This is a genomic window from Falsochrobactrum shanghaiense, assembly GCF_003149535.1.
Lineage (GTDB): Bacteria > Pseudomonadota > Alphaproteobacteria > Rhizobiales > Rhizobiaceae > Brucella > Brucella shanghaiense.
On the sequence record NZ_QGDB01000002.1, the window covers coordinates 1 to 26,000 of the forward strand.

Sequence of the window (26,000 nt, forward strand, 5' to 3'; positions counted from 1 at the left end):
CCAGCCGCCTGCTGAACTGGAAAGAGGCAGGGCATTATTCCGAAAGCTGCTGATGGAAGCGGGAAGGCGGTTATCGCCTTCCCTGACAAAGTGCTTTCGGCATGGAAGATTGATTTTAAAGATTATATTGCTCGCGCGCGATGTCGCCCAGTCCGGCTTTATCCAGATTTGACAGCGGAGCCAGGAACGTGACCTGAATAACCCCCGGATCACGCCCGATTTCGATTGCGCCATTGATCGTCGCGCGGTTGCGAACCTCGGGCACACTCATATCAAGCAGTTTCGCCGCTCTTTCGAGACCATTGACAATTGCAGCATTCATACCGGCGGCTGTACCAATCACCGAAATCGGCGCGACTTCCTCGACGGTTTCAAGGCCCCATTGCTGCGCCAGCTTGGCCGCGCGTTTCTTTTCCCCGGTGCTGAACGGTTTTGCCAAAGGCGGCAAGTCTTCCAACAGCGGAAACAGCACAGGGCCATCATTGTTATAGTTTTTCAGGACTTCAACCTGTAGTGTGACACTCCCTGCCACATCCATTGTATGTCCCGCGATTTCACCATCGCCCTGAGACGCATGCATGTCGCCCATATAGACGCCTGCGCCCTTCACCTTGACAGGACATACCAGAACGGCTCCCGGCCTGACGGCATCGATGTCCATATGACCGTCGGTCTTATGCTGTTGCAATTCTTCTTCGGTTAAAGCGTAAGGATGGGGTGCGCCTACCAGAAATGCACCAAAGTCGCCCGCATTATGGGAATCGGGCATGGCTTTCGATGGTGTCGTACCAAGTTGCCCAAGAAATGGTCGCATTCGCACCATGGCACCAACCAGATCGGCTGGCGCGTAATTCAGAATTGAATGTTGCACTGATTGATCGGGCAATGATGCATAATGATCGGCGTTCTCGGCGAGACGTTCCGCAGCGGCCTTGTTCAGTGTCAGGCCGATTTCTTGCGCATCATCGAAAACCACCGTGTATCCATGGGCGATCGCAAAGGGTTTGACCGGATTCCCGCATTTGTTGCACCGCACGGAATCCTGGCCCACGCCTTCGATGTGGGTTTCGGGCCATGTCTCATCGCAGACGGGACAACGCGCCGCCACAAAAGGATCGCCAAGGCAATATTGGTTGGAAACACTGTCATGACCAGAAGCCGTGGCCATTGACGTAACGGAAATATCCCGGATACGGACGACAACCCCATCACCAATTTCGGCACCTTCGATATAGACAGGCCGGGTGACTTCATGGCCGCCGCGCAGCTGCGGCGTAATCATTGGCCCCCAGCAGCCCGGTGCCGTGTTTGCAATGATCGTCCCTCCGCTTTGAAGCGGGCCAAGCATCGGCTCGTTCGGGTCGAGTACGCTGTTTGTGAAACCATCAACGACTACGCTGCGTTTAGCTACATTAACAAGTGTGTCGGCCATGTCGCTCTCCTGCTGATTGAAGCTTTCGGGGGATCATAGCTATTATGACCGGTCCCGCAAACAGACAAACCAGTGCGTGGCGAGTGATTACCGGTTTTGAAGGCGGGGGTTGAGAAAAGACTTCGAATGAGAGCGCATCCCGAAAAGTGTGAAACTATTTTCGGGACGCGCTCTAATCCGGCTTGATCTCGCCATCAAGAACGGCACGGGTAACGCGCCATCCGCTGCGGTGATGGGCACGCAGGACCTCACGAAGCAGCGGCCCCTGACGCTGCTTTAGTGCGTCCAGTATCTGTTCATGTTCAAGAACCGCACGCGCCCAGCGCTCCTTAACCTGATTTCCAGTGTAACGGTAGCGGCGGACGCGGGCGCTCTCGGCCTTGTAGATGCGTGAGAGATTCGGATTGCATGCACAATCGATGATTTTCTCGTGAATGGTCTGGTTGATATGGAAATAGTGCATCAAGGCCCCATCCTTGTAGGCCTGCACCATTTCCATATGCAGTTTTTCAATCTCCGCGATCATTGCATCGCTTGCCCTGATACAGGCCTGTTCGGCACCGACGCTTTCCAGACCGATCAGAACTTCAATTGCGGATTCAACGTCTTCGGGCGAGATATGGTTGACCGTCGCTCCGCGATTAGGCTCGATCATGACCAGTCCTTCGCCTTCGAGAATCTTGAAAGCCTCACGCAAAGGCGTTCTGGAAACACCAAGCTGCTCGGCGAGAATCCGCTCGTTGACCCGGCTCCCTTCAGGAATTTCTCCCGTAACAATCATATCGCGTATGTGATTGGCGATATAGATTGAACGCTGGCCCCGCGGCCATTCCGATAGCGACATTGAATTCACTGCTCCTATCTTCAGGCCGATAATTGCATGCAAAAGATTATTATAATGCAACATTATAAGCAAGCTTCTTGACAATATTGGCATATTGCATGCAATCATTCGTGATCAGTGTGACACGCACAGGCGACGCAACCGGAAATCTGTCTGTATGCTGTCTTTTCATCCCAGCGAGAGTTGAGGCGCAATCCAATGAACTATCATCTCTATTTTAATAATGCGCATAAGCCGGTTGAGACCTGCGTTATCGGCACGGGTGGATTTGGCAGAAGTTTTCTGGCGCAAGGATTGCGCGTCCCCTTGATGAAATCACGCGTTGCTGTCGATCTCGATGTCGAACGTGTCGTTGCAGCCATGCGCGACGTCGGCATTCCTGCTGATCAAATCCGCATCTGCACTACGGCGGCAGAGGCTCGGCAGGCTTGGGATGAGGGGCTGTATATTGCAGCGACCGATTATGCCATCCTGACAGACCTGCCCATTGATGTTCTGGTCGAGGCGACCGGTCAGCCGGAGGCTGGCGCCCGCCACGCCCGGCTCGCATTGGAAGCAGGCCATCATATCGCGCTGGTTTCCAAGGAAGTCGACAGCGTGGTCGGGCCGGGTCTGGCCGCGTTTGCGGCCCAGAATGGCAAGACCGTTACGCCGGTCGATGGTGATCAGCCCAGCCTCCTGATCGATCTCATCACCTGGGCTGAAGTTCTCGGCTTTGAGATCATCGCGGCGGGCAAATCCAGCGAATATGATTTCATCTGGGATGCGGATAAAGGCACCTTGTATAGCAATGGAATAACCATAACTGCGCCTGAATTTGGCGATTATGACCGCCTCGGCGACAGGGATTGCCTTGAAACTATCAAAGGCCGTTCGCAGGCTGCATCTGCGCTGCCGCAGCGTGCGGTGCCTGATCTATGCGAGTTATCGGTCGTGGCCAACGCCACCGGAATGATGCCAGATGTAGCACAACTCCATGCCCCCATTGCCCGCATTACGGAAGTTCCAACCATTCTCTGCGAAAAGAAGGATGGCGGCATTTTATCCGGCAAAGGCAGGCTTGATGTCTTCCATTGCCTGCGCAATCCGGGCGAAGTCAGCTTTGCCGGTGGCGTTTTTGTCATCATTCGCTGCGAAGACGCGGTGACGTGGAAGCTGCTTGAAGAAAAAGGCCATATACTTAGCCGTAATGGCAAAGTTGCGATGGTCTACCTTCCGCGCCATCTTCTGGGGCTGGAGGCGGCAACCAGTATTTTATCGGCGGGAATTCACAATGTGAGCACTGGCGGAATGACACCCGCACATCATGTCGATCTCGTCGCCCATGCGGATCGTGATTTTGCAGCGGGTGAAATCCTGACGATGGGCGGCCATCACCATAGTATAGAGGGCGTCTCTGCTCGAATTATTGCCGGAAGCGCTTTAAGCGAAGATAGTCCCGCACCGTTTTATATTGCTTCTAACCAGAAGCTGAAGCGGCCACTAAAAGCCGGGAACCTCATACTTATGGGCGACCTCGAACATGTCACAAATGCGGAACTGAAAAGCCTGCGCGAAAAGCAGGACCGTCATTTTTATACAAATTAAGTGGTCCGAAGCATCAATCAAAACATGCGTCCTGTTGAGAGGGGTTTGCAGCGTAACACCATTCCTGATTTCGCAAGTGTTGCTTTTGCTGCTCTTGTTGCTATCCCCCCAAATTGTAATAGTGCCCGCAAAGTGGCTTGATTGACGCAAGAGGAAGAGGAAACACCATGCTGCTCGGTTCTATTGCCGACGATTTGACCGGCGCGACGGATCTGGCTCTTATTCTCTCTCGTGAGGGGATGAAAGTGATCCAGGTGGTTGGCGTGCCACAGGATAAGGCTGACTTCGGTGATGCCGATGCGGTCGTGGTGGCGCTGAAATCACGCACCATCGCACCGCAGGCGGCTATCGAGCAGACGCTGGCCGCCGCAGAAGTTCTGCGCGCGGCTGGCGCCGGGCAGATATATTTTAAATATTGCTCGACTTTCGATTCGACGTCGGAAGGCAATATCGGCCCGGTGACGCAGGCCCTGATGGCATATCTGGAGGCGGAGCATACGGTTGCATGCCCCGCTTTCCCCGAAAACAAGCGCACCGTCTATAAAGGGCATCTGTTCGTCGGCGACCAACTTCTCTCTGAAAGCCCGATGAAGGACCATCCGCTGACGCCAATGCGCGATGCCAATCTCGTGCGTGTTTTGCAACAGCAGACCAGCAGACCGGTTCGTCTGGTCAATCTGGAAACGGTTCATCAGGGGCCAGCCAGACTTCGCGACGACCTTTTCGCGCAACCGGGCATCGCTATCGTTGATGCCATCACCGATCAGGATTTGCGCATAATCGGTGAAGCCATGGCCGAACTGAAACTGATTACCGGCGGTTCGGCCCTGGCGCAGGGCTTGCCGGATAATTATCGCCGTCAGGGGAAAATGCCCGCAAAGGCGTCCAAAACCGAATTTGCCGCTCCGAAGGGCAAAGGTGTGATGCTGGCCGGGTCATGCTCGGCTGCCACGCGACGGCAAATCGCGCATGCGCAAAATGCCGGTGTTCCAAGCTTCAGGCTGGATGCGTTGCAAATAGCAAATGGCGAACTCACGGCAGAAAAAGTTCTGGCATTCATTGCGGGACAGGACGGCTCCACCTATCCGGCGCTGATCTATTCATCGACCGATCCCGATCAGGTGAAGATCGCACAAGAAAAGCTTGGCCGCTTTGAAGCCGGTGAAATGATCGAGAATTTCCTGTCTTCACTTGCCGTATCGCTGGCGGGACAGGGCTATCAGCGTTTCATCGTTGCGGGCGGCGAAACCTCTGGCGCTGTTGTCAATGCGCTGAATGCGCAGGCCGTGCAGATCGGCCCTGAAATCGATCCCGGCGTGCCATGGGTCTTCACACTGGACGAAAACAATCCCGTCTGCCTTGCACTGAAATCCGGCAATTTCGGCAGCGACGACTTCTTTACCAAAGCCTGGGAGATGGTGCGATGAGCGCTATCCTGTCGGAAGAAACGCGCATGCGCGACACGATCGCATCGGTCGGAAAATCATTCTTCGATCGCGGGCTGACGGCGGGATCGACTGGCAATATCAGCGTGCGTCTTTCAGACGGGCGCATGCTCATGACACCGACAAATGCCTCGCTCGGCTCACTTGATCCGGCGCGGCTTTCGCGCTTTTCTGCCGAAGGCGTGCATGAGGACGGCGACAAGCCGACCAAGGAAGCGTTTCTTCATACATGCATGTATTGCATGCGCTCATCCGCCAATGCGGTGGTGCATCTGCATTCGACCTATTCGGTGGCGGTCAGCATTCTGGCTGACACCAATCCCGAAGATGCGCTGCCGCCACTCACCGCCTATTATATCATGAGGGTCGGCAATCTGCCTCTCGTTCCCTATTACAAGCCCGGCGATGAAGCACTGGCCCTGGCGGTGCGAGAAAAAGCCACCCATTCCCATGCAGTTTTGCTCGCCAACCACGGGCCTGTGGTTGCAGGAAAAACGCTTCTGGATGCGCAATATGCGAGCGAAGAACTCGAAGAAACAGCGAAGCTGCATCTGTTGCTGCGCGGACAGGCAATCCGCCCGCTGACGCCACAACAGGTCGCCGGTTTGAAAGACTAGAAAGAGCGTTGATCCAGTCCCTTCCATGCACTGGAAAAGGGGCGATCATCCCATCGCAACCAAAGAGGCTTGAATATCGGGGTCAGCCGCGCCAGGTGAGAAAACGCTTTTCGATCTGCGCGATGACGAAATTGACAACCAGCCCCATCACCGACAGGATAGTGACGCCTGCAAACAGTTTTTCGAGATCGTAAAGCGATCCGGCTTCGAGGATATAGGAACCGACGCCGAACTGGGCACCCAGCATTTCAGCTGCCACCAGCAAAATGATGGCGATGGAGATCGACACGCGCAATCCTGACAGGATTGCAGGAAAGGCACCGGGCAGGATGATCTTTCGCACGATCGACCACCATCCGAGGCCGAAACTCTGGCCCATGCGCACGAGCGAACGGTCGACATTATCCACCGCGCCATAAGTGGCGACGACCGTGGGCGTGAAGGTGCCGAAAGCTATGAGCATATATTTCGACATTTCATCGATGCCGAACCATATCACGAAGAGCGGCAAAAGTGCGATCTTCGGGATGGGGAAGAGAGCCGCGACCAGCGGCACCAGACCCGCCCGCACATAGCTGAACAACCCGATCAGGACACCGAGACTGACGCCGACCGCGATGCCAAGGCTGGCACCGACGACAAGCCGCCGCAGCGATGGCAGCAGATGTTGCCACAGAAGGCCGGTTTGCCAGAGCCGGACGAATGTTTCGAGCACAGCAGACGGGCGCGGCAATGTCAGATTGGATATGAAACCGCTGCGGGTTCCGATTTCCGCCAACGCCAGCAATGCGACGAACAGGATCAAGGCAATATGGCGAACGGGTTGCGGCGCGAAGCCGCCGCCACGGAAAGGGACAGTGCGGACATCCCGGCCCGACTGCTTTGTCTCTGCGATCTCAACCATTGATCAACTCCTGATCCGCTGCCTGCGCTTCCGCCCGCATCAACTCCCAGAGCTGCTTTTGCTTTTCTTCAAGGAGGGGATCGCCAAGATGACGCTCGGAAAGGGGAATATCGATGTCAACGACTTCCCTGATCCGCCCCGGCCTGCGCGACAGCACGACCACCCGATGGCCGAGTCGCACGGCCTCGTTGAGGTTATGCGTGACATAGACCGATGTGAATGGCTGGCGCGTCCATAATGCAATCAGGTCGTCCATGAGTAATTCCCGTGTCTGGCTATCGAGCGCTGACAAGGGCTCATCCATCAGCATGACGGCGGGGCGCACCGACAAGGCGCGCGCGATCGCCACGCGCTGGCGCATCCCGCCCGAAAGCTGCTTCGGCAAAGCCTGCCGGAAATCCGAGAGCCGGGTACGCTCCAGAACATTGGAGACGATCCTGTCCATTTCCGCCCGGCCAAGGCCGTGATCTTCCAGCACCAGCTTGATATTTCCTTCGACAGTGCGCCAGGGCAGGAGCGCAAAATGCTGGAAAACATAGGTGAGGGGATTGAGTGAGTCCTTGGGCGGCGAACCGATTTGCAGCACCTCGCCCGATGATGGCCGTTCAAGACCACCAAGAAAACGCAGGAGAGTGGATTTTCCGCAACCCGAAGGCCCGATCAGGCACACAATCTGTCCTTGCGGAATGGTGAGCGAAATATCCTTGAGAACTTCGACTGGACCATAAAAATGGCTGATGTTTTTTAGTTGCAGATCCATTTCAACTCCGGTCGGAAAGACCGCTCTCCGACAGTGGCACTCCGGTCTGGAATGCCTGTCTTCGGGCTTTGCGCCCGACGAAACGCGCCGGGCACCGAATATTCAGTCTCAGATTGTTTTGACGTAGGATGTGTCGAACAATTTTTCCTGCGTGACAGCTTCCTTGACCATGCCTTCGGACCGGAACCAGTCCAATTGTTCCACACAGCTATCGAGCGAAAGGGCCAGTCCCTTGTTGATGCGCATCGCGCCATCGATCAGGTTCTGCTTGGCAGTCTCGAAAGGACTGTCGCTTTCGACGTATTTGTGCACGATCTTTGCGATGTCGTCGCGCGCCGTATCATCTGCCGTGTTATCGACGAAGGCCGCGTTATAGTCATCGATAGCCTTGGAATAGGCTTTCACGAAGGCTTCCGTCATGGCGCGCTCTTCGCTTGCATTTCTGGTGGAGGTGAATGCCGTCGTGACCTGATAATCCGGCGCATAATCAGAGACGAGGCCAATCTGCTTTGCAGCCCCTTCGCGAATGAGCTTTCTCGCAATATTGGGCTGGATCGCCCAGGCGTCGATCTGTCCGGTCGACAAGGCGCCCACGACGGCACCGAGCTTCTGCAATGGACGGAGCTGGATTTCGGAAAGCGGAATATTGTTGGCTTTGGCGATCTTGTACGCCATGAAATGGAATGAGGATCCCGCGGTGGTAATGCCGAAGCTATGTCCGGCCAGTCTGGACGGTTCCGTGAGCCCGCCTTCATAGGCCTTGTTGGAGGCCAGAATAATGTTGCCCGTGATGCCTTTTTCTTCGGCAAGCGCACCGCCGATCACCTTGATCGCACCCTTGTCGGCCAGGCTGATCAGACCGCCGCTCATTGCCGTCACACCAAAATCGGCATCGCCGGATGCAATGGCGACTGCCATAGGCTGTGCAGCTTCGAAAAATTTCAATTCTATATCGAGACCGGCATCTTTGAAATAACCGCGCTCATGCGCGATATAGCTTGGCGCATGGCTCGCCAGATGGAGAACGGCCAGATTTCGTGTGGCAGCGCGTGCGGGGAAGCCGAAAGCCGTGCTGATGCCCAACGCACCAAGTCCCATCAATGTCTGACGGCGTGTCAGGGTGAAATCCATTCTGGCTCTCCTTCGATGCGGGTGTCGGTCGATCGCCGGAAATTTACGGCTAAACCCGGCAAACAATATTTCATTTCGTCTCTGCCATGGAAAACATGGAAGACTGCTTTTGCATAAAGCCCCGTAGCGGGATTATCAATAAGTTTAACGGCCTAGTTCCGGGCCGGGCTATCCAGCATGACAAAGAGGCGTGGGTTGCGGGAAATAAATTCTCCGGCAGCATGCGGACCGCATGCTGATCAGTCAGTTCATGTATTCGGGTACTTGCAGCTTTCAAACTTGTATACTAGAATACCTTTATCGCCAGAGGAGTGCTGGCAGAGAACGGTGAGGAGCGATTTACAATGAAAAAGCTTTTGCATGCGGTCGTGGCTATGACCGCTGTGGGCATGTTATCCATTACAGGGGCAGCGCTGGCACAGGAAGTGCCCGCGCCGGGCGTAAGCGCACGTATCGACGCGATCAAGAAAGCGGGCGAATTGCGCGTGGGCGTTCTGGCCAATCCGCCATGGCTGGTCGAAGACACGACCGGTTCGGGCGAACGCTGGCGGGGTCCGGCATGGTCGCTGGCGCAAACCTATGCCGATGATCTCGGCGTAAAGCTGGTGCCGATTCTCGTTTCGCATGAAACCAAGGTTCCGGTTCTCGCAGCCAATCAGGTCGATATGACCATTTCGCCGCTTTCCATGACCAAGCAGCGGCAGGAAGTCGTCGATTTCGTTACCTATTCGCGCACTTCCTTGTGCGTTTTCGGCAAGGCTTCCAATCCCAAGGTTTCCGAGGCCAAGTCGGTTGACGATTTTAATAAGCCGGAAGTCACGATCGCTTATTTCACGGGCGGCGGCGAGGAAAACTGGGTCAAGGAACGCTTTCCAAACGCCACGCTGCGCGGTGTGACAAGTGCGGGTACTGCCGCGCCGATGGAAGAAATCATGGCGGGCCGGGCCGATGTGGCGCCGATCAACCGCATTCCGTTCATCGCCCTGAGCAAGAACGTAAAGGGGCTGGAAGCGCTGCCGCGTGAAAATAATTGTCAGGACAGCACCGAAGCCGTGAATGAAATCGGGCTCGCCATCGACAAGAACCAGCCTGAATATCTCGAATGGCTGAAGGCGGTGGCGGAGCCGAAACTTCCTGAACTTCTCAAGCTCGAAGAAGCTGAAGTCGCCAAAATGTAATTGGCGTCGCTATTCCATACGCGGCTTTGCAGTCGCGTATGGGGCTATCCTGTTTCGTGCCTGAACTTTCGGGATCATTGATAATGGAATTCAATTTCAGCGTAATATTAGACAGTTGGCAGTTTCTGCTTGAAGGATTGGTGGTTACCATCCTGCTTGCAGCAGGTGTAAGCATATTAAGCTTCCTTTTTGGGCTTCTGCTTGCTTTTGCCCGTCTCTATGGGCCAGCCTGGCTCAAGAAGATTACCGTGTTCTATATCGATTCCATGCGCGCCATTCCGGTGCTTGTGGTTCTGGTATGGGTCTATTTCGCCCTGCCGATTGCGACGGGAATAAATCTGCCGCCATTCTGGTCGGCCCTGTTCTCGCTGTCGCTGCATCTTGGTGCCTATGTCGCTGAAGTCGTGCGCGCCGGCATCCAGTCGGTTCGCCCCGGTCAGGTGCGCGCGGGGCTGGCGCTGGGCATGTCGCAAAGTCAGGTCATGCGCAAAATCGTGCTGCCGCAGGCTTTCGTGCGAATGCTGCCCTCTTTTGGCTCCCTGTTGTCGCTGGCCGTCAAGGATACAGCCATCGCCAGTGTGATTGCCGTGCCTGAACTCATGCGCCGTGCGGAAGCGATCGCGGGCCAGAAATATGCGCCCGTGGAAGCCTATACTGTCGTCATGATCCTGTTTTTCCTTATCATCTTCCCGCTTACCCGAGGCGTCGACATGCTCTACCGCCGCATTTCTTTCCTGGGGCGCTCATGACATTCGATTGGTTCATTATCTGGAAAAGCCTGCCTGCATTGGGTTATGGCGCGATCATCACCATCGTGCTGACCGTATTGACGATGCTGATCGCAACGCCGCTGGGCATCCTGATTGCGATGATGCGCGAATCGCGTTTCAAATTCGTTGCATCGATTGCGACTTGCTATGTCGAACTGATGCGCAATCTGCCCATCATTCTCGTCGTGTACTGGGCCTTTTATGTGATGCCGATTATGACCGGCATTTCATTTTCGCCCTTTATGACGGGGCTTATAGCGCTGGTCGCCAACAATGCCGCCTATAATTCCGAGACGTTTCGTTCCGGCATACGCTCCATCCGCAAGGGGCAGACCGAGGCCGGACTGGCGCTTGGCATGAGCGAATGGACGGCATTTCGCAAGATCGTGCTGCCGCAGGCATCGCGCCGCGTGCTGCCGGTGCTGGCCACCACATGGGTCACGCTTTTCAAGGATACCTCGCTTGTATCCGTGATTGCTGTCGGCGATCTGGCTCACACGGCCATGCAGATACGCTCGCAGACTTTCCGCGTGATCGAACTTCTGACCGCAATGGCCGCGATTTACTGGCTGCTGGGTTACCCGCAGGCCAAAATCGTCGACTGGATTCATCGCAAATACGGGGTTACCGAATGACATCTCCCAAGACCGCAACCGCAAAAACCGGCGATGTCGTCATTGAATATCGCGATGTGCGCAAATCCTACGGCGATTTCGTCGCCCTCAATGGGGTCAGCCTGAAAGTGCACAAGGGGCAGGTCGTCTGCCTTATCGGGCCTTCGGGTTCAGGAAAATCGACCCTGCTGCGCTGCACCAACGGTCTTGAAGCCATGAGTGGCGGCGAGATCCTGATCGACGGCGAGCCCCTGACACAAGACCCCAGACAGGCGCGGGCCATGCGCCAGCGCATGGGCATGGTGTTTCAGAATTTTGAACTTTTCCCGCACAAGAATGCGCTCGGCAATATCATGATGGGGCCAACGACTGTTCTCGGATTGTCGGAAAAGCAGGCGCGCGAGCGCGCCGTCGCCTTGCTGGCCAAGGTCGGGCTGTCCGATAAGGCGGATAATTACCCGTCCAATCTTTCCGGCGGTCAGCAGCAGCGCGTCGCCATCGCCAGAGCGCTTGCGATGGAGCCGGAAGTCATGCTCTTTGATGAGCCGACCTCGGCGCTCGATCCCGAAACCATCGGTGAAGTGCTCAACGTCATGAAAAGACTGGCGGATGACGGAATGACCATGATTGTCGTGACCCATGAAATGACCTTTGCGCGCCGCGTGGCCGATCATGTCGTGGTTTTTGCCAATGGCCAGATCATCGAGCAGGGGCCGCCGGAGCAGATTTTCGACAATCCGCATACGACCCGCACGAGGGATTTCCTCAGTCACCTTGGCTGGGATGGTTGAGGCATGAGTGAGGTTCCGGCCGGCCCGATCCAGCTTCAGGAAAAATCAGCGCATGGCGGCGGGGTTCCGCCGGCGGTCGGAACCATTCTCGAAGCCATTCGCAACGACATCATCAGCTTGCGGCTGATGCCGGGAAAGCGCGTCTCGGAAAATGAGCTGGCACGGCATTTCGGCACCAGCCGGACGCCGGTGCGCGAGGCGCTGCTGCGGCTTGTCGATCAGGGTCTGGTCGAAGTCTGGCCGCAGCGCGGCACCTTCATCATGCCGATTTCGCTTTCTGCCGTGCGGCGGGCGCGTTTTGTGCGCAATGCCGTTGAAATCGCGGTATTCCGGCGCGCAGCGGAAGAGGGGCTTGACGAGGACGTGCTGGCCGAACTCGATGCGATCATCGCCGCGCAGGAAAACTCAAAGGATTCGCCCGAAGACTTCACGATGGCCGACGATGCCTTCCATCGCACCATCGCCAACAGCATCCGTATGGGTGATATATGGGGCCTGCTCGAACGCGAAAAAGCCCAGTTCGACCGGCTGCGCTTTCTAAGCCTGCCCAATGTCACGCCGGTTGAACTGCTTATCGAGCAGCATAAGGCCATGCTCGCGGCCATACGCCAGCGCGATCCCGCTGCCGCCGAAGCTGCCGTGCGCGTGCATCTATCGGAAGTGCTCAAAGTCACCGACCGTCTGGTGCAACGCTATCCCGATCTCATTCTCAACGATGTCTGATAGCTGATCAGGCGGCACCAGTTCCGGCAATCCGGCATTGGCTGCGATATGCGCGCGTAAAAGCCCCCGGTCCGAGATGCAGAATGCCTGCATCTCGGACCGGGGGCTTTGTGCAGATAGTCTCATCAGGCATCTCTTGCGAAAGAAGGATGTTCGAGTGCCGTCATGATGCCGCGCAGTTCCGCCAGACCCTTGAGGCGACCGATGGACGGATAGCCGGGCTGGCCCTTGCGGCCCAGATCATCGAGAATATCCTGACCGTGATCGGGACGGATCGGCAATTGCCAGTCCTTGCGGCCTGCGGCCTTGCGGCGGCGCTCTTCCGCCAGAATGGCTGCGATCATGGCGACCATATCGGTCCCGCCTTCCAGATGGCCCGCTTCATAAAAGGAGCCGTAATTACCGGGTTCCTCGATCACGACATTGCGCAGATGCAGGAAATGGACACGATCCCCCAGACGCTGCATCATGCCGGGCAGGTCATTGTCACGCCGCGTCCCGAGCGAGCCGGTGCAGAGCGTGATACCGCTTGCCGGAATGTTCACGGCCTCGATCATCTGCCGGTAATCGCTTTCCGTCGACATGATGCGGGGCAGGCCAAGCAGCGGGAACGGCGGATCGTCGGGGTGGCAGCAGATGCGCACGCCCAGTTCTTCGGCCAGCGGAGCGACTTCCGAAAGAAAATCGAACAGATGGCTGCGCAGTTTTTCCGCGCTGATATTGTCATATTGCGCCAGATGCTGGCGCACATCGGCAAGGCTGAAAGTCTCGGCAGTGCCGGGCAGGCCAAAGACCACATTTGCCGCCAGTTGCTCACGCCGCTCCTCGCTCATGCTGTCAAAACGCTCCCGCGCAGCCTCGACCACATCGTCGGGGAAGCTTTGGGCCGCATCGGCGCGCTGGAGGATATAAATGTCGAAAGCCGCGAAATCGATCAGGTCGAAGCGCATGCATGTCGCACCGCTATCCAGTCGCCAGGCCAGATCGGTGCGTGTCCAGTCCAGCACCGGCATGAAATTATAGCAAACGACCTCTATCCCGGCGCGCGACAGATTGGTCAGGCTGGTTTTCCAGTGGTTGATATGGGTTTTCCAATCGCCGGTCTGCCGCTTGATGTCTTCGGAAACAGGCAGGCTTTCCACAACTTCCCATTTGAGATGCGACGGCGCGCCATCTTTCATACGCCCGATCTGCGCCTGCCGCAGCGCGATCTCCTCAGGCGTCCATACAGTGCCGGTGGCCACATGATGCAGGGCCGAAACAACGCCCTCTACGCCCGCCTGCCGCATATCGTCAATCGAAGTCAGGTCCTGTGGTCCGAACCACCGCCATGTCTGCCGCATTCCATTCCTCCATGAATCTGATCCTGTCTTTAGCATATGGTAGACTAGTATGGAAGTTAATTGCGCAAATGAATGCGATCCGTGGCAATCACGCCGCAGCAAAGGTGCGGATGCTCTTTTTCGGCACCAACTTCCGGCAGGATGATCTTGTATGAGCGGTGTCTGGTTTCTTGTGCGCCGCCGCACTCGGGCGTATCGAACTGGTTTACGTGTTGCGTAAGGAACCGTCGTCTTTGCGTCGCTGATGATTGCCTTCGATATTGTGCCTTCCAGAAATCGATTCCGATTCTCGGGTCGTTATTGTAGGGTGTAGCAGGCATAAGGTGGGATTCCAGGGGAGGAGCTATGAAATCGGCTCGGAATTCTCACATATAAGAGGGGAGGAGAATTGGGATTATGGTCGATGTCCTGATGGTGGAGGATGAGCCGGCGATCCTTGAATCGCTGCATTTTATTCTGACAAGAGACGGCTGGTCCGTCGATGCGGTGCGCGATGGCGAAGCTGCGATTCAGGCGGTTTGGCGGTTGAAGCCAAGAATGGTGCTGCTCGACATCATGCTGCCGAAGATGGGCGGTCTCGATGTTCTCAAGACTATTCGATCTCAATCGGCGACTGCTAAAATTCCGGTCGTCGTCCTGACGGCACGAGGCCAGCAATATGACCGCCAGCTTGCGATTGAATTGAAAGCGGATGGTTTCATCACCAAACCCTATGCGAACAGCGACGTGATTGCCGAGGTTCGCCGGATGCTTGTCGTCAATCATGCATAAGCGGCGCTTTGGTTCGGATGATCGCGGCAAGCGCGAGGATTTCGCAGCCCTGATCCCTGTTTTCGGAGCCATCCTCCTGATGCCGCTGCTGGCCAATCTGTTCCTGACGCGGACCCGGCTGTTCGGCCTGCCATTGGATATGCTTTATCTCTTTGCCGTCTGGGGTCTGTTGATCTGCGGAGCCATTGGCCTGTCTTACTGGCTCCCGAATATAGGCGCCTCCGGTGAGGAGGATGAGCATGGCAAGAACAGACTTCCCCAATCCGGAAACGAATGATGCTGTCGCCAGATTTTGTCATCCTTACGGCTGTTGGTTATGTGGGGCTTCTGTTCCTGATTGCTTATGCTTCGGATTCACTGGCCAGCCGGGGCAAGGAAGGTTTCCTTCGTTCTCCCGCCATTTATACGCTCTCGATTTCCGTTTATTGCACCAGCTGGACATTCTACGGTGCCGTGGGCACCGCTGCTCGGAACGGCCTGGAATTTACCGCCATTTATATCGGGCCGACCCTGGTTTTTGTCGGCTGGTGGTTTCTCCTGCGCAAGCTCATTCTTATCAGCCATTCCCAGCGCATAACGTCGATTGCCGACTTTCTTTCTTCGCGGTTTGGAAAGTCGAGCAAGCTTGCCGTGCTCGTCACCGTTATCGCGGTGATCAGCGTCACGCCCTATATCGCGCTGCAATTGAAGGCCATTACCTCGTCCATTCAGGCGGTTTCGGTCGCCAAGGGCGGCGCCGATCACCTCGCGGCTCTGGACGAACTTACGCTTGCATTGGGCGCTGCCGTGGGCATGGCCCTGTTCACGATCCTCTTTGGCACCCGCAACGTCGATGCGCGCGAACAGCATCCCGGCGTTGTGGCCGCAATTGCCTTTGAAGCCGTGGTAAAGCTGCTGGCGCTTCTCGCGGTCGGCCTGTTTGTCGTCTATGGCCTTGGCGGCGACATGGGACAAATATATGAGAATGCCGCTGCGGCAGGACTGGACATTTACGAAAAATCCCCCTTGGGAAGCCGCTGGGTCGCGCTGGTCGTTCTGTCGGGTGCGGCAGTCATCTGCCTGCCGCGCCAGTTCCAGATCGCAATTGTCGAAAATTCCAACGAAAACTATCTGCGCACCGCGGGCTGGGCATTTCCTGCCTATCTCCTGCTCATGAGTCTCTTTACCGCCCCCATCGCGTTTTATGGGCTTGCGACCATGCCCGCAGGTTCAAACCCGGATATGTTTGTGCTGACGCTGCCCATGTCGGCAGGCTACGACAGTCTTGCGCTTTTCGCTTTTATCGGCGGCTTTTCCAGTGCCACTTCCATGATTATCGTGGCCTCGATCGCCCTGTCGATCATGGTCTCCAATCACATCATCCTGCCTCTGGCTTTGCGGGGTTCAAGAGGATCGGAAGAAGGAAGCGACCGGGATATTGCCCGGCTGCTGCTGCGAAGCAGACGCCTTTCCATTGCCGGGCTTTTATTCCTCGGCTTTCTCTATTTCTGGTTTACCAAGGATTCCGATGCCCTTGCCCCCATCGGCTTGATCTCCTTTGCCGGTGTGGCGCAGTTTTTGCCCGGAATTCTCGCCGCACTTTACTGGCGCACGGCAAATGTAAAGGGAGCCTTCGCCGGCACACTGGTCGGTTTTTGTATCTGGGGATGGACGATGTTTCTCCCAAGCTTTGAAGCATCGAGCTCTCTGGTGGCGTCGCTGATGCGAGACGGCCCCTGGGGTATTGCTATGCTGCGGCCAGAGGCTCTTTTCGGCATGAGCGATATTGATCCTCTGGTCCATGCCGTGTTCTGGAGCCTTCTCCTGAATTCCTCCGTTCTTGCCATTGTGTCGGTATTTACGTCGCAAAATGCGCTTGAACGCATTCAGTCCACCCTGTTTGTCGATGTCTTGCGCCGCAATTCCTCGTTCCAGCCCCATACGATCAGGGGGTCGGCCACCACCAGCGAGCTTTTCTTCGTCGCGGAGCGGGTTCTTGGCTGGAAACAGGCCGATGATCTGTTTGCGGCAGCGGGCGTGGCGCGCGGCGGCTCAGCCGCCAACCGGGACGTGCCGCCCGAATTCATCGCGGAACTGGAAAAGGAACTGGCGGGTTCGATCGGATCGGCGTCTGCCCATATTTTGCTGACCAGTGTTGTGGCAGGCGATACGATTTCGCTGGAGGAAGCGATGCGCATTGCCGATGAAACCCAGCAGGCGATCGAATATTCGCATGAAATGGAGCTGAAGTCGCAGGAACTTCGCACCACGGCGCAGCAGCTTCAGATTGCCAATGCCAAGCTGCAGGAACTGCATCGCCAGAAAGATGATTTTCTTTCGCATGTGAGCCATGAAATCCGCACGCCGATGACCTCGATCCGATCCTTCTCCGAAATATTGATGGCGGAAAAAGATCTGCCCATGGAGCAGACGGAACGCTTTGTCTCGACCATTCATAATGAAAGCGTCCGCTTGACAAAACTGATCGAGGAAATACTGGACCTGAGCGCGCTCGAACAAGGCGAGCGGCCATGGGTCAATGTTCCGGTCGATGGCGAGGAAGTGCTCCAGCAGGCCATTGCAGTTTGCGAGGCGCTGGCGCGCAAGCGCTGCGTCATCATCGAACCGGGGCCACGCGTGCCGAATGCTCCGCTGCTCGCCAATGCCGGGCGTCTCAGTCAGGTGTTCATCAATATTATCGCTAATGCGATTTCGCACAACGAATCCGAAAATCCACGGGTGCATGTCACCTCACGTATTGAAGGCGCGCATTATGTGGTCGATATTTCCGATAATGGCCGGGGTATTCCGGATTTATACCGGAATACGATTTTCGATAAATTCGTGCGGGCGGGCACAGGCGGACCGGAAGGGGGCTATGTCGGTCTCGGACTTGGCCTGAATATCAGCCATACCATCGTGGAAAAGCTGGACGGTACGCTTAAACTGGCCAAAGGCCATCTGCCCGGCGCCTGCTTTCGCGTGACCCTCCCGCTCGATCAGGAATCCAGAGCCCTGGAGGATGAGGCTTCCTGACGATGGCTGCAATCCTGTCGGGGACATAACAGGCAGGATGGCCCGACCGGGACGGCCTCATGCGACAGATCAAGTCCCTGCCCATAGACAGTGCGGTCCGCATGGACGAGATCAAGTGCGAGCATGATGGAGTAAACGAGCGGCTGCTCGTGATAGGTCGATGCTCTTTTTGATACGGTCTTGGCGATCAGAAGAAACCGTCCTCCGCCGGGGAAAACCGCGACCTGACGCACGATCCCCTCGGAGCCGAAAGCCTGATAGATCGGCCATAAAGTGCAGCCATATCCGGAGACGGGAAGCGTGAGGCCGCTTATCGGCAGCCGTTTCGTCAGCCGTCCGGTGCGATCCGCCCGCAGGAAGCCGAATGGAAGTCCTTCCGCACCCTTGCGGCGCAAGGTGACGAGCCGGTGCGCGATCTGTTCGAAACTGGAATTATAAAGCTGCGCCAGCAGATCGATGTCATAGCGCCACATATTCGCATCGTTGAGAAATGGCTCATAGGGCATCATCATCGCGCCTGCGACGTAGGAAGCCAAAGCGCCATGGGCAAGCTGGCGCGCTTCATCCGATGTCAGCGCCAGCGCATCGATTGACCGCTCCAGCACATTGGGAGCAGCCTTTAGTGCGTAAAGTCTCGCCATCTGGAACAGCCGCGTTGCAGCGGTGGCCGATGTCCTGATGCGAAACTCTCCCGTGGCGGGATCATATTTGTGCTGTTCCGGCATCGAGGCGCTCTGGGGCACTCTTAGACAGTGCACCGCAAACCGCTCCTGCAAGGCTTTGATCAGCGCAGGTTCATCCCATCTGCCCGCACTTGTGGTCTCATTCCTGAGCCTGTCTGCCAGATCTTCAAGCTGCGGAAAATGGTCTTGTTGCGCTATGATTGCTTCGTCGAGTTCCGCCATGGGCGAGACGGCTTTTTGCTGCGCCACCGTCCGCTCGAAATAGGCGACGAGATTTCGCACAGTCTGGGTCAGGTCAGCGCTTTCGTTGTTGATAGTGCCGATGAAACGCTTTTGTTCATCGTCCGTCAGATCGGGAATGCTTGTGAGAATTTCCGCGCCTGATTTGATGGCTGCGATCCGATTGAGCACAAGATGCAGCATTTCCGATAGCAAAGGATCGGACCGCAGCCGATGGACATAGGCCTCGATGCTGGACATCGCATCCATATAGGAGCGGTAGAGGCGCGTAAGAGCAATTCCGGCTTCGGGAAAACGTGCAACAAGTTCGCGGATCGCATTCTGATCCATAGCGATTCCCTTCATCAAGGGATCGGCCAGCAATTCCTCGATCACCTGTATCGATCGGGCCTCATATGCGCCGGAGAGTTCCGCAAGGTTTAATTGCAGCCGTTCTCCGATACGTAAAAGCAGCTTGCCGCCTATGGCGCGCTTGTTGTTTTCGATGAGGTTCAGATAGGTGGGAGAAATACCGACTTCTTTGGCCAGACCAGCCTGAGACAGCCCGGTTTCCAGCCTTCGTCGTCTGATCCTTATGCCGATCGGCGCTCGCATGCTGGCATCCTCCCCGTACAAGTGTTTACAAAATTATCTCTTCCTGAGTTTGTAAATTTACAAAAAAACTCAATACAAGCAATCTCCTGTTGAATTCATTTCATTTAGCCCGTCTCCTGAGTAACGCTATCTTGGGAGGAGATACCATGACGAAGTTTCGTATGAACAGGCGCGGCATTTTAAAGAGTGCTGGCGCCGGGCTTGTGACATTGGCCACGCCGCATATTTTTACCAAAGGCGCCTGGGCACAGAATTTCTGTAATGATCCCGCCAAAGGCAAGATCGTCTTTGGCTTCAATGTTCCGCAAACGGGTTCATATGCGGAGGAAGGCCTCGATCAGCTGAAGGCCTATGAACTTGCAGTCAAACATATCAACGGCGAGGGGGATGGCGGCATCCTGAAAACCCTCAAGCCTCTGGCCCTCAAGGGCAATGGTGTCCTGGGCAAGAAGGTGGAATATGTCACCGGCGACACCCAGACCAATACCGACGCCGCCCGCGATGGCGCCCGCCGCATGATCGAGCGCGACGGCGCCATCATGGTAACAGGCTCCGTTACGTCGGGTGAAGCGATTGCCCAGCAGTCGCTTTGTCAGGAAATGGGCGTGATCTATATGTCGGGCCTTACCCACTCCAATGATACGACGGGCAAGGACAAGCGCCGTTACGGCTTCCGCCATTTCTTCAACGCCTATCAATCGGGTGTGGCCATCGCGCCGTTCCTCGCCGAAGAATATGGCAAGGATCGTCGCGCCTATCACCTGACCGCCGACTATACCTGGGGCTGGACGCAGGAAGAATCCATCAAGGCGGCGACCGAAGCGCTCGGCTGGGAGACCGTTGCCGCTGTTCGCACGCCGCTTGGCCTTGGCGACTACTCGCAATATCTGACCCCGATCATGAATTCGGGCGCTGATGTTCTCATTCTCAACCATTATGGCCACGACATGGTCAATTCGCTGCCTCAGGCGGTTCAGTTCGGACTGCGTGACCGGCAGGCAAACGGCAAGAACTTTGAGATCGTCGTGCCGATGTTCTCCGAACTCATGGCGGTTGGTGCAGGCGATGCGGTGAAAGGCATCATCGGAACATCGAACTGGCATTGGGCGCTGGATGATGAAGGCACCAAGGCCTTCACCAAATCCTATGGCGAAGCCTATGGCTCGCCGCCATCGCAGTCGGCTCATACGGGTTATGTTCAGGCCATTCTCTATGCCGATGCAGTCGAGCGTGCCGGCACTTTCTATCCGCCGGAAGTCATCAAGGCTCTGGAAGGCTTCGAGTTCGATGGCGCAGGAAACGGGCCGACAATGTACCGCGACTCGGACCACCAGTGTTTCAAGGAAGTGCTGGTCGTGCGCGGCAACGAAAACCCGACCAGCAAATTCGACGTGCTGAATGTGATCGGCAAAACGACGCGTGATGCCGTCACCTATGATCCGACCATCTTTGGCGGCGAACTGGGGCCGTATGAGCCCAACGCCTGCTGATTTTTCAAAAACCGCCCGGCGTTTGAAACGGCGCCGGGCGCACCCAACCGGGTAGCGGCTGGGTCCGGAAACGATCATAATCCACGGGGACACGGATGAACGCGTTCTTTGCACAATTACTTAACGGGCTGGACAAGGGCGGTGCTTATGCGCTGATTGCCCTTGGTCTGACGCTCGTTTTCGGCACGCTCGGCGTTGTCAACTTCGCCCATGGCGCCTTGTTCATGCTCGGCTGCTTCTGCGCGGTTGCCTTCCGCTATCTCATAACCATGGAAACCGTCACCGTCGATCCGAGCCAGCTTTCCCCATGGGGCACGCCGCTTGAGGTCCGCACCCCGCTAGTGCAAAGCTGGTTTGGTGATTTTGGCGCTGTGCTGGTGGATTATTCCGTACCGGTTTCGATCCTGCTGGCTGTTCCGGTCATGCTTTTCATCGGCATTGCGCTGGAGCGCGGGCTGATCAAGCATTTTTACAAACGATCCCATGCCGAACAGATATTGGTCACGTTCGGCATTGCGATTGTGTTGCAGGAAATCGTCAAGAGTTTTTTCGGCCCCAATCCCATTCCGCAGCCGATTCCATCCGATCTTCGCAGTGCTGCCGATCTGGGCGTCCTGATCGGCATGGACCCCCATATGCTCACATATCCATGGTGGCGTCTGGTCTATCTTGCCTTCTCCCTTCTCACCATCGGAGCCGTGTTTGCGTTCCTGCAATTCACAACCTTCGGCATGGTGGTCCGTGCGGGCATGGCCGACCGGGAGACGGTGGGGTTGATGGGGATCGACATCGACCGGCGCTTTACCATCGTATTCGGCATTGCCGCCGTGGTGGCCGGGGTTGCGGGCGTCATGTACACGCCGTTGCTCGCACCCAATTACCAGCTTGGGATGGACTTTCTCGTCCTGAGTTTCGTCGTGGTGGTGGTGGGCGGCATGGGTTCTCTTGCCGGTGCCGTCACCGCGGGCTTCCTGCTGGGGATTCTTCAGTCATTCGCATCCATGACCGAGGTCAAGTCCCTGATCCCCGGCATTGACCAAGTCATCATCTATCTCGTTGCCGTTGTCATCCTGCTCGTGCGTCCGCGTGGGCTGATGGGGCGGCGTGGCATTATGGAGACCTGAGCGGCCATGTTATCACTTTCTCGCAAGGATCTCGTTTCACTGGTGATTTTCGGCGCAATCGTGCTGTGCATGCCGCTCTGGCTTTCGCCTTTTGGCGCGGCCTATCCGGGCCTCATGCAGAAATTCGCGATTTACGCGATCTTCGCCATTGGCTTCAACATCCTGTTCGGCCTGACCGGCTATCTGAGCTTTGGTCACGCAGCCTTTCTTGGGGTCGGCTCCTATACGGCGGTCTGGTCATTCAAGCTCATGACCATGGATATTGTGCCTGCAATCATTTGCGCAGTCATCATGGCAGGGCTATTCGCGCTTGTTATCGGCTATTTCAGTCTGCGCCGTTCCGGCATCTATTTCTCCATCCTCACGCTCGCTTTCGCGCAGATGAGCTACAGTCTCGCCTATTCTGTGCTGACCCCGATTACCAATGGAGAAACAGGTCTGCTTCTGGCGCGCACCGATCCACGCTATATTGATGCGCTTTTCGGAGCACGACAGGGTCTTTCCGGGCTCCCGCAGCCAACATTGCTGGGTACCAGCGTCAACGGATATACCGGCTTTTATATCTGCGCGGCGCTCTTGATCATCGCCTTTTATATCTCGCAGAAGATCTTCGCTTCGCCTTTTGGCATGGCATTGCGCGGAATTAAGTCCAATCAGACACGCATGAATTATACCGGCTTCAATACGCGTCCCTATACGCTGACGGCGTTCGTGATCTCGGGCATGTTTGCCGGGCTTGCCGGCGCGCTCCTGTCCGTCACCGATCCGATCGCCGGTGCCGAACGCATGCGGTGGACTGAATCCGGCAATGTTGTGCTGATGACCATTCTGGGCGGCGCCGGGACGCTGTTCGGGCCGGTGGTCGGCGCCTGGCTGATCAAATATTTCGAGAATATTTTCTCGGCGATCAATATCAATATGCTCAATAATTTCTTCTCATTCCTCCCCGACGGGCTTCAAAGCATTGTCGTTACAATCGTTTCGAAATTCGTGGGCGAGGGCTGGCACCTGACGCTGGGTCTGATGTTCGTGCTTATCGTCGTGTTCCTGCCCGGTGGGCTTGTCGAAGGCTGGCAGCGCATCATGCGAAGAATAAAGCCGCGGCGGCAGGCTGAAGCTTCCGACAGATCACTTTCAACACAGGCTGCGGAGTAGGAACATGAGCGAGGCTGTACCCAATATCGTGCTTCACGCCGCCGATGTGCACAAGAACTTTGGCGGCTTGAGGGCTCTTTCAGACATTGACCTGCAAATCGAGGAAGGGAAGACCCATGCCATTATCGGCCCGAACGGCGCGGGCAAATCGACCCTGCTCAATGTCATTATCGGACGTATTGCGCCAACCACGGGGGCGGTGGTATTTGACGGCACCGTCCTGACCGGCAAGTCGCCATACCAGATCAATCAGCTCGGCATCTCGCGCGTCTTTCAGACCCCGGAGATTTTTCCGGAACTGACCGTGTTGCAAAACGTCATGGCGCCCGCTTTTGCCCGCCGCGACGGGGCGTTCAGGATCAGTATATTTCGCAGTGTCGACACTGAACATGAAATCCGCGAAGAGGCCGAGCATCTTATAGAGGAGATCGGCCTGCATGCGCGGCGCGAGGATATAGCCGGGGCACTTTCGCGCGGCGACAAGCGCAGGCTGGAACTGGCCATGTGCCTCATCCAGCGTCCTCGCCTGCTGCTGCTCGACGAGCCGACGGCCGGCATGAGCCGCCACGACACCAACACCACCATCGAACTTCTGAAAAAGATCAAGTCGCGCGGAATGACCAAGGTGATTATCGAGCATGACATGCATGTCGTGTTTTCACTGGCCGACACGATCTCGGTGCTGGCGCAGGGGCGCATCATAGCGTCCGGCCTGCCCCAGCAGATCAAGGAAGACCCGCGTGTGCAGGAAGCCTATCTTGGAGGAGTTGCAGAATGAATGTCATCGCTGCAAAGCGTGAGGCAATTTCCGCAGTGAGCGAAGCGGACCCCTCCAAAGCCTTTTTTGCCATGCGCAATGCGCATGCCTATTACGGCGAAAGCTATATCGTACAGGACGTGTCGCTCGATGTGCGTCAAGGCGAGATCGTTGCCCTTTTAGGCCGTAATGGCGCGGGCAAGACATCCACTTTGCGCACCATTGCCCGTATGGATGATCCTGAACTGCGTCAGGGCGAAATCTGGCTTGAGGGCCGACCGCTCCATACCGCAAAATCCTGGCAGGCGTCGCGGGCTGGCATTCAGCTTGTGCCCGAGGACCGGCGTATCATTTCCGGCATGACTGTAGAGGAAAATCTGATTCTTGCGCAGGTCGCACCGGGACATGGCTGGTCGCTCGAGGAGGTTTATGAGCATTTCCCGCGTCTGGCGGACCGTCGCAAGCAGGAGGGCGTGACACTTTCGGGCGGCGAACAGCAGATGCTGGCCGTAGCGCGCGCACTTTCCCGCGAAGTAAAGCTTCTTCTGCTCGACGAGCCTTATGAGGGGCTTGCCCCCGTCATCGTCAAGGAAATCGAGAACATCGTCTACGACATCAAGAAACGCGGCATCACGACCATCATTGTCGAGCAGAACGCGGTTGCAGCATTGCGTCTCGCTGATCGTGCGGTCATCCTCGATACCGGCGAGCTTGTCTTCTCGGGAAGCGCCAGGGAATTGCTGGAGGACGAAGGGCTTCGAAACGAGTATCTTGCAATCTGACGAATGAGGATGACAGGGTCTTTTCAGGCCGCTCACATTTATATGCCCGCGCCGCGAAGCAGATGGAGTCGCGGGCGCGGTTTCTTGGGGGGAGGCGATTGCTGATACCTTAGCTCCCACGCCAGCGCATTCAGCAGATCGGTTTGGGAAACCAGACCCAGAACATGATCATTTTCGTCGGTAATGATAACGGCATGGGTGTGCCCCTCTGCAAATTGCGGAAGCATGATAATGGCGGGATCATCTGCTGAAGCTGTCGGCGCTTTTACCATACGTGCAGCGATTTTGGCGGTCTCGATTGTTTCAAGCTCGCGCAATCCCACGACGCCCAACAGCCGACCGTCCTCACTTGCCACCGGCAATGTTCGTATATTATGCGCCAATAACAAACGCCGCGCCGCGCCAACCGTATCATCGGCACCGATCTGGATCACGTCGCGCGACATGATATGCCCGGCCAGAATATCCCCATGGCGGCGTTGTAAAGCCTGCATTTCAACCTGATGGAGAAGTCGGGTCAGGTCGCCCGGATCAATATCGAATGTCTCATCAATCGCCATAAGTGCTGCGTTGACATCATCGGCGTTGAAGCCGACACGAAGCTGGGGCGGCAGATCTTTGGTTTGATGCGGACTGGCCGGTATCGCCGCAGGGATGTGCGGATATTTTCGCCCTGAAGCTTTGTGAAATGCAATGCCCATCCCGACCAGAATAATGGAATTCAATGCCACGGGGACAAAGGCGAAAGAATAGCCGGCATCCGTTATGGAAGCTCCATCGATAACAGACATAAGCGCCACGGCCCCGCCCGGCGGGTGAAGACAGCGGCAAAATGACATGGCTGCAATGGCCAGTGCCACGCCCGCACCTATCGCAAGTATTTGAGTGTCGATGGACTGAGCAATCGAAATCCCGACCAGAGCGGAAATCACATTGCCGCCAACGACAGACCATGGCTGTGCAAGCGGGCTGTTCGGCACGGCGAAAACAAGGACTGCCGATGCGCCGATTGGTGCAATTATCAAAGATAATTGTTCCCCATTACCAAGAAAGAGAGCCGTCACATATCCTGTCAGCCCGACACCAATCAATGCGCCCAGACAGGCCAGCAATCGTTCGCGTAAAGTAGCGCCAGCAAGGATCGGTTTAAAAAGGCGCATGTTTTTCAAGACGAAAGACCTTTTCAGGTTTCTGTTTGCAAAGGCTATGAGACGTGTTCAGGAAATAGCCGCTCCGACATGCTCTGTCGT

Annotated in this window: 25 protein-coding genes; 16 read left to right on the forward strand and 9 right to left on the reverse strand. The window is 56.3% G+C overall.

Features of this window, described 5'->3' with window-relative positions:
- Positions 1–115 precede the first annotated feature (115 nt).
- Complete coding sequence (locus DKP76_RS03995; protein ID WP_109705175.1) at positions 116–1,432, reverse strand: acetamidase/formamidase family protein; 1,317 nt, start codon at positions 1,430–1,432, stop codon at positions 116–118.
- 172 nt (positions 1,433–1,604) lie between these two features.
- Complete coding sequence (locus DKP76_RS04000; protein ID WP_109705825.1) at positions 1,605–2,276, reverse strand: GntR family transcriptional regulator; 672 nt, start codon at positions 2,274–2,276, stop codon at positions 1,605–1,607.
- Between the two features lie 198 nt (positions 2,277–2,474).
- On the opposite strand from DKP76_RS04000, the gene DKP76_RS04005 reads away from it, so the two are divergent.
- The 3 genes from DKP76_RS04005 (at position 2,475) to otnC (ending at position 5,925) form a co-directional block, all read left to right on the forward strand.
- Entirely contained in the window at positions 2,475–3,863 is a 1,389-nt protein-coding gene (locus DKP76_RS04005; protein WP_109705176.1) for an NAD(P)H-dependent oxidoreductase, read from the forward strand.
- Positions 3,864–4,030: 167 nt separating this feature from the next.
- Positions 4,031–5,290, forward strand: a complete 1,260-nt coding sequence (gene otnK / locus DKP76_RS04010; protein WP_109705177.1) for a 3-oxo-tetronate kinase — start codon at positions 4,031–4,033, stop codon at positions 5,288–5,290.
- Positions 5,287–5,925, forward strand: coding sequence for a 3-oxo-tetronate 4-phosphate decarboxylase (otnC, locus tag DKP76_RS04015; protein ID WP_109705178.1), 639 nt, complete (start codon positions 5,287–5,289; stop codon positions 5,923–5,925). Before otnK ends, otnC begins: the two co-directional genes overlap by 4 nt.
- 82 nt (positions 5,926–6,007) lie before the next feature.
- On the opposite strand, the gene DKP76_RS04020 is transcribed toward otnC, so the two are convergent.
- From DKP76_RS04020 to DKP76_RS04030, 3 genes are all read right to left on the reverse strand, one after another.
- Positions 6,008–6,829, reverse strand: coding sequence for an ABC transporter permease (locus tag DKP76_RS04020; protein WP_109705179.1), 822 nt, complete (start codon positions 6,827–6,829; stop codon positions 6,008–6,010).
- Positions 6,822–7,589 (reverse strand): ABC transporter ATP-binding protein, encoded by a 768-nt coding sequence (locus DKP76_RS04025; protein WP_109705180.1) that lies wholly within the window; start codon positions 7,587–7,589, stop codon positions 6,822–6,824. Before DKP76_RS04025 ends, DKP76_RS04020 begins: the two co-directional genes overlap by 8 nt.
- Before the next feature lie 108 nt (positions 7,590–7,697).
- Positions 7,698–8,720, reverse strand: coding sequence for an ABC transporter substrate-binding protein (locus DKP76_RS04030; RefSeq protein ID WP_109705181.1), 1,023 nt, complete (start codon positions 8,718–8,720; stop codon positions 7,698–7,700).
- Between the two features lie 344 nt (positions 8,721–9,064).
- Between DKP76_RS04030 and DKP76_RS04035 the strand changes: the two genes are divergently transcribed.
- From DKP76_RS04035 to DKP76_RS04055, 5 genes are all read left to right on the forward strand, one after another.
- Positions 9,065–9,898 carry a substrate-binding periplasmic protein gene (locus tag DKP76_RS04035; protein ID WP_199224748.1) on the forward strand — a complete coding sequence of 278 codons (834 nt, stop codon included), beginning with the start codon at positions 9,065–9,067 and terminating at the stop codon, positions 9,896–9,898.
- Positions 9,899–9,981: 83 nt separating this feature from the next.
- Complete coding sequence (locus DKP76_RS04040; RefSeq protein WP_109705182.1) at positions 9,982–10,647, forward strand: amino acid ABC transporter permease; 666 nt, start codon at positions 9,982–9,984, stop codon at positions 10,645–10,647.
- Positions 10,644–11,303, forward strand: coding sequence for an amino acid ABC transporter permease (locus DKP76_RS04045; protein WP_109705183.1), 660 nt, complete (start codon positions 10,644–10,646; stop codon positions 11,301–11,303). The genes DKP76_RS04040 and DKP76_RS04045 overlap by 4 nt, the downstream gene beginning before the upstream one ends.
- Positions 11,300–12,073: an amino acid ABC transporter ATP-binding protein gene (locus DKP76_RS04050; RefSeq protein ID WP_109705184.1), complete on the forward strand. Its 774-nt coding sequence runs from the start codon at positions 11,300–11,302 to the stop codon at positions 12,071–12,073. The genes DKP76_RS04045 and DKP76_RS04050 overlap by 4 nt, the downstream gene beginning before the upstream one ends.
- 3 nt (positions 12,074–12,076) lie before the next feature.
- Positions 12,077–12,796 carry a GntR family transcriptional regulator gene (locus DKP76_RS04055; protein ID WP_109705185.1) on the forward strand — a complete coding sequence of 240 codons (720 nt, stop codon included), beginning with the start codon at positions 12,077–12,079 and terminating at the stop codon, positions 12,794–12,796.
- A gap of 125 nt (positions 12,797–12,921) precedes the next feature.
- Here the strand turns inward: DKP76_RS04055 and uxuA are convergent, their stop codons facing one another.
- Together uxuA and DKP76_RS18975 are read right to left on the reverse strand one after the other, a co-directional pair.
- Positions 12,922–14,139, reverse strand: a complete 1,218-nt coding sequence (gene uxuA / locus DKP76_RS04060; protein ID WP_109705186.1) for a mannonate dehydratase — start codon at positions 14,137–14,139, stop codon at positions 12,922–12,924.
- Positions 14,140–14,195: 56 nt separating this feature from the next.
- Positions 14,196–14,459 carry a hypothetical protein gene (locus tag DKP76_RS18975; protein ID WP_146198898.1) on the reverse strand — a complete coding sequence of 88 codons (264 nt, stop codon included), beginning with the start codon at positions 14,457–14,459 and terminating at the stop codon, positions 14,196–14,198.
- Positions 14,460–14,535: 76 nt separating this feature from the next.
- Here DKP76_RS18975 and DKP76_RS04065 point away from each other — a divergent pair, with 76 nt between their 5' ends.
- From DKP76_RS04065 to DKP76_RS04075, 3 genes are read left to right on the forward strand one after another with little or no spacing between them, the layout of a single operon-like run.
- Positions 14,536–14,910, forward strand: coding sequence for a response regulator (locus DKP76_RS04065; RefSeq protein ID WP_109705187.1), 375 nt, complete (start codon positions 14,536–14,538; stop codon positions 14,908–14,910).
- A complete protein-coding gene (locus DKP76_RS04070) occupies positions 14,903–15,187 on the forward strand; it encodes a hypothetical protein (RefSeq protein WP_199224749.1) in 285 nt (94 codons plus the stop codon). The genes DKP76_RS04065 and DKP76_RS04070 overlap by 8 nt, the downstream gene beginning before the upstream one ends.
- Complete coding sequence (locus tag DKP76_RS04075) at positions 15,184–17,925, forward strand: ATP-binding protein (RefSeq protein ID WP_245410139.1); 2,742 nt, start codon at positions 15,184–15,186, stop codon at positions 17,923–17,925. The genes DKP76_RS04070 and DKP76_RS04075 overlap by 4 nt, the downstream gene beginning before the upstream one ends.
- Here the strand turns inward: DKP76_RS04075 and DKP76_RS04080 are convergent.
- On the reverse strand, positions 17,889–19,442 hold the full coding sequence (locus DKP76_RS04080; protein WP_109705189.1) for a helix-turn-helix domain-containing protein: 1,554 nt from the start codon (positions 19,440–19,442) through the stop codon (positions 17,889–17,891). The two genes, DKP76_RS04075 and DKP76_RS04080, sit on opposite strands and share 37 nt — an antisense overlap.
- A gap of 146 nt (positions 19,443–19,588) precedes the next feature.
- Here DKP76_RS04080 and DKP76_RS04085 point away from each other — a divergent pair, with 146 nt between their 5' ends.
- The 5 genes from DKP76_RS04085 to DKP76_RS04105 all read left to right on the forward strand — a co-directional run bounded on the left by DKP76_RS04085 (position 19,589) and on the right by DKP76_RS04105 (position 24,750).
- Positions 19,589–20,932, forward strand: coding sequence for a substrate-binding protein (locus DKP76_RS04085; RefSeq protein WP_109705190.1), 1,344 nt, complete (start codon positions 19,589–19,591; stop codon positions 20,930–20,932).
- 95 nt (positions 20,933–21,027) lie between these two features.
- Positions 21,028–22,056: a branched-chain amino acid ABC transporter permease gene (locus tag DKP76_RS04090; protein WP_109705191.1), complete on the forward strand. Its 1,029-nt coding sequence runs from the start codon at positions 21,028–21,030 to the stop codon at positions 22,054–22,056.
- A 6-nt stretch (positions 22,057–22,062) separates the two neighbouring features.
- Positions 22,063–23,211: a branched-chain amino acid ABC transporter permease gene (locus DKP76_RS04095; protein ID WP_109705192.1), complete on the forward strand. Its 1,149-nt coding sequence runs from the start codon at positions 22,063–22,065 to the stop codon at positions 23,209–23,211.
- 4 nt (positions 23,212–23,215) lie between these two features.
- Positions 23,216–23,989, forward strand: coding sequence for an ABC transporter ATP-binding protein (locus DKP76_RS04100; protein WP_109705193.1), 774 nt, complete (start codon positions 23,216–23,218; stop codon positions 23,987–23,989).
- The gene (locus tag DKP76_RS04105; RefSeq protein ID WP_109705194.1) at positions 23,986–24,750 is read left to right on the forward strand and encodes an ABC transporter ATP-binding protein; all 765 of its coding nucleotides are present in this window, start codon (positions 23,986–23,988) and stop codon (positions 24,748–24,750) included. Before DKP76_RS04100 ends, DKP76_RS04105 begins: the two co-directional genes overlap by 4 nt.
- Positions 24,751–24,788: 38 nt before the next feature.
- Here the strand turns inward: DKP76_RS04105 and DKP76_RS04110 are convergent, their stop codons facing one another.
- Positions 24,789–25,910, reverse strand: coding sequence for an HPP family protein (locus DKP76_RS04110; protein ID WP_109705195.1), 1,122 nt, complete (start codon positions 25,908–25,910; stop codon positions 24,789–24,791).
- Positions 25,911–26,000: the final 90 nt, after the last annotated feature.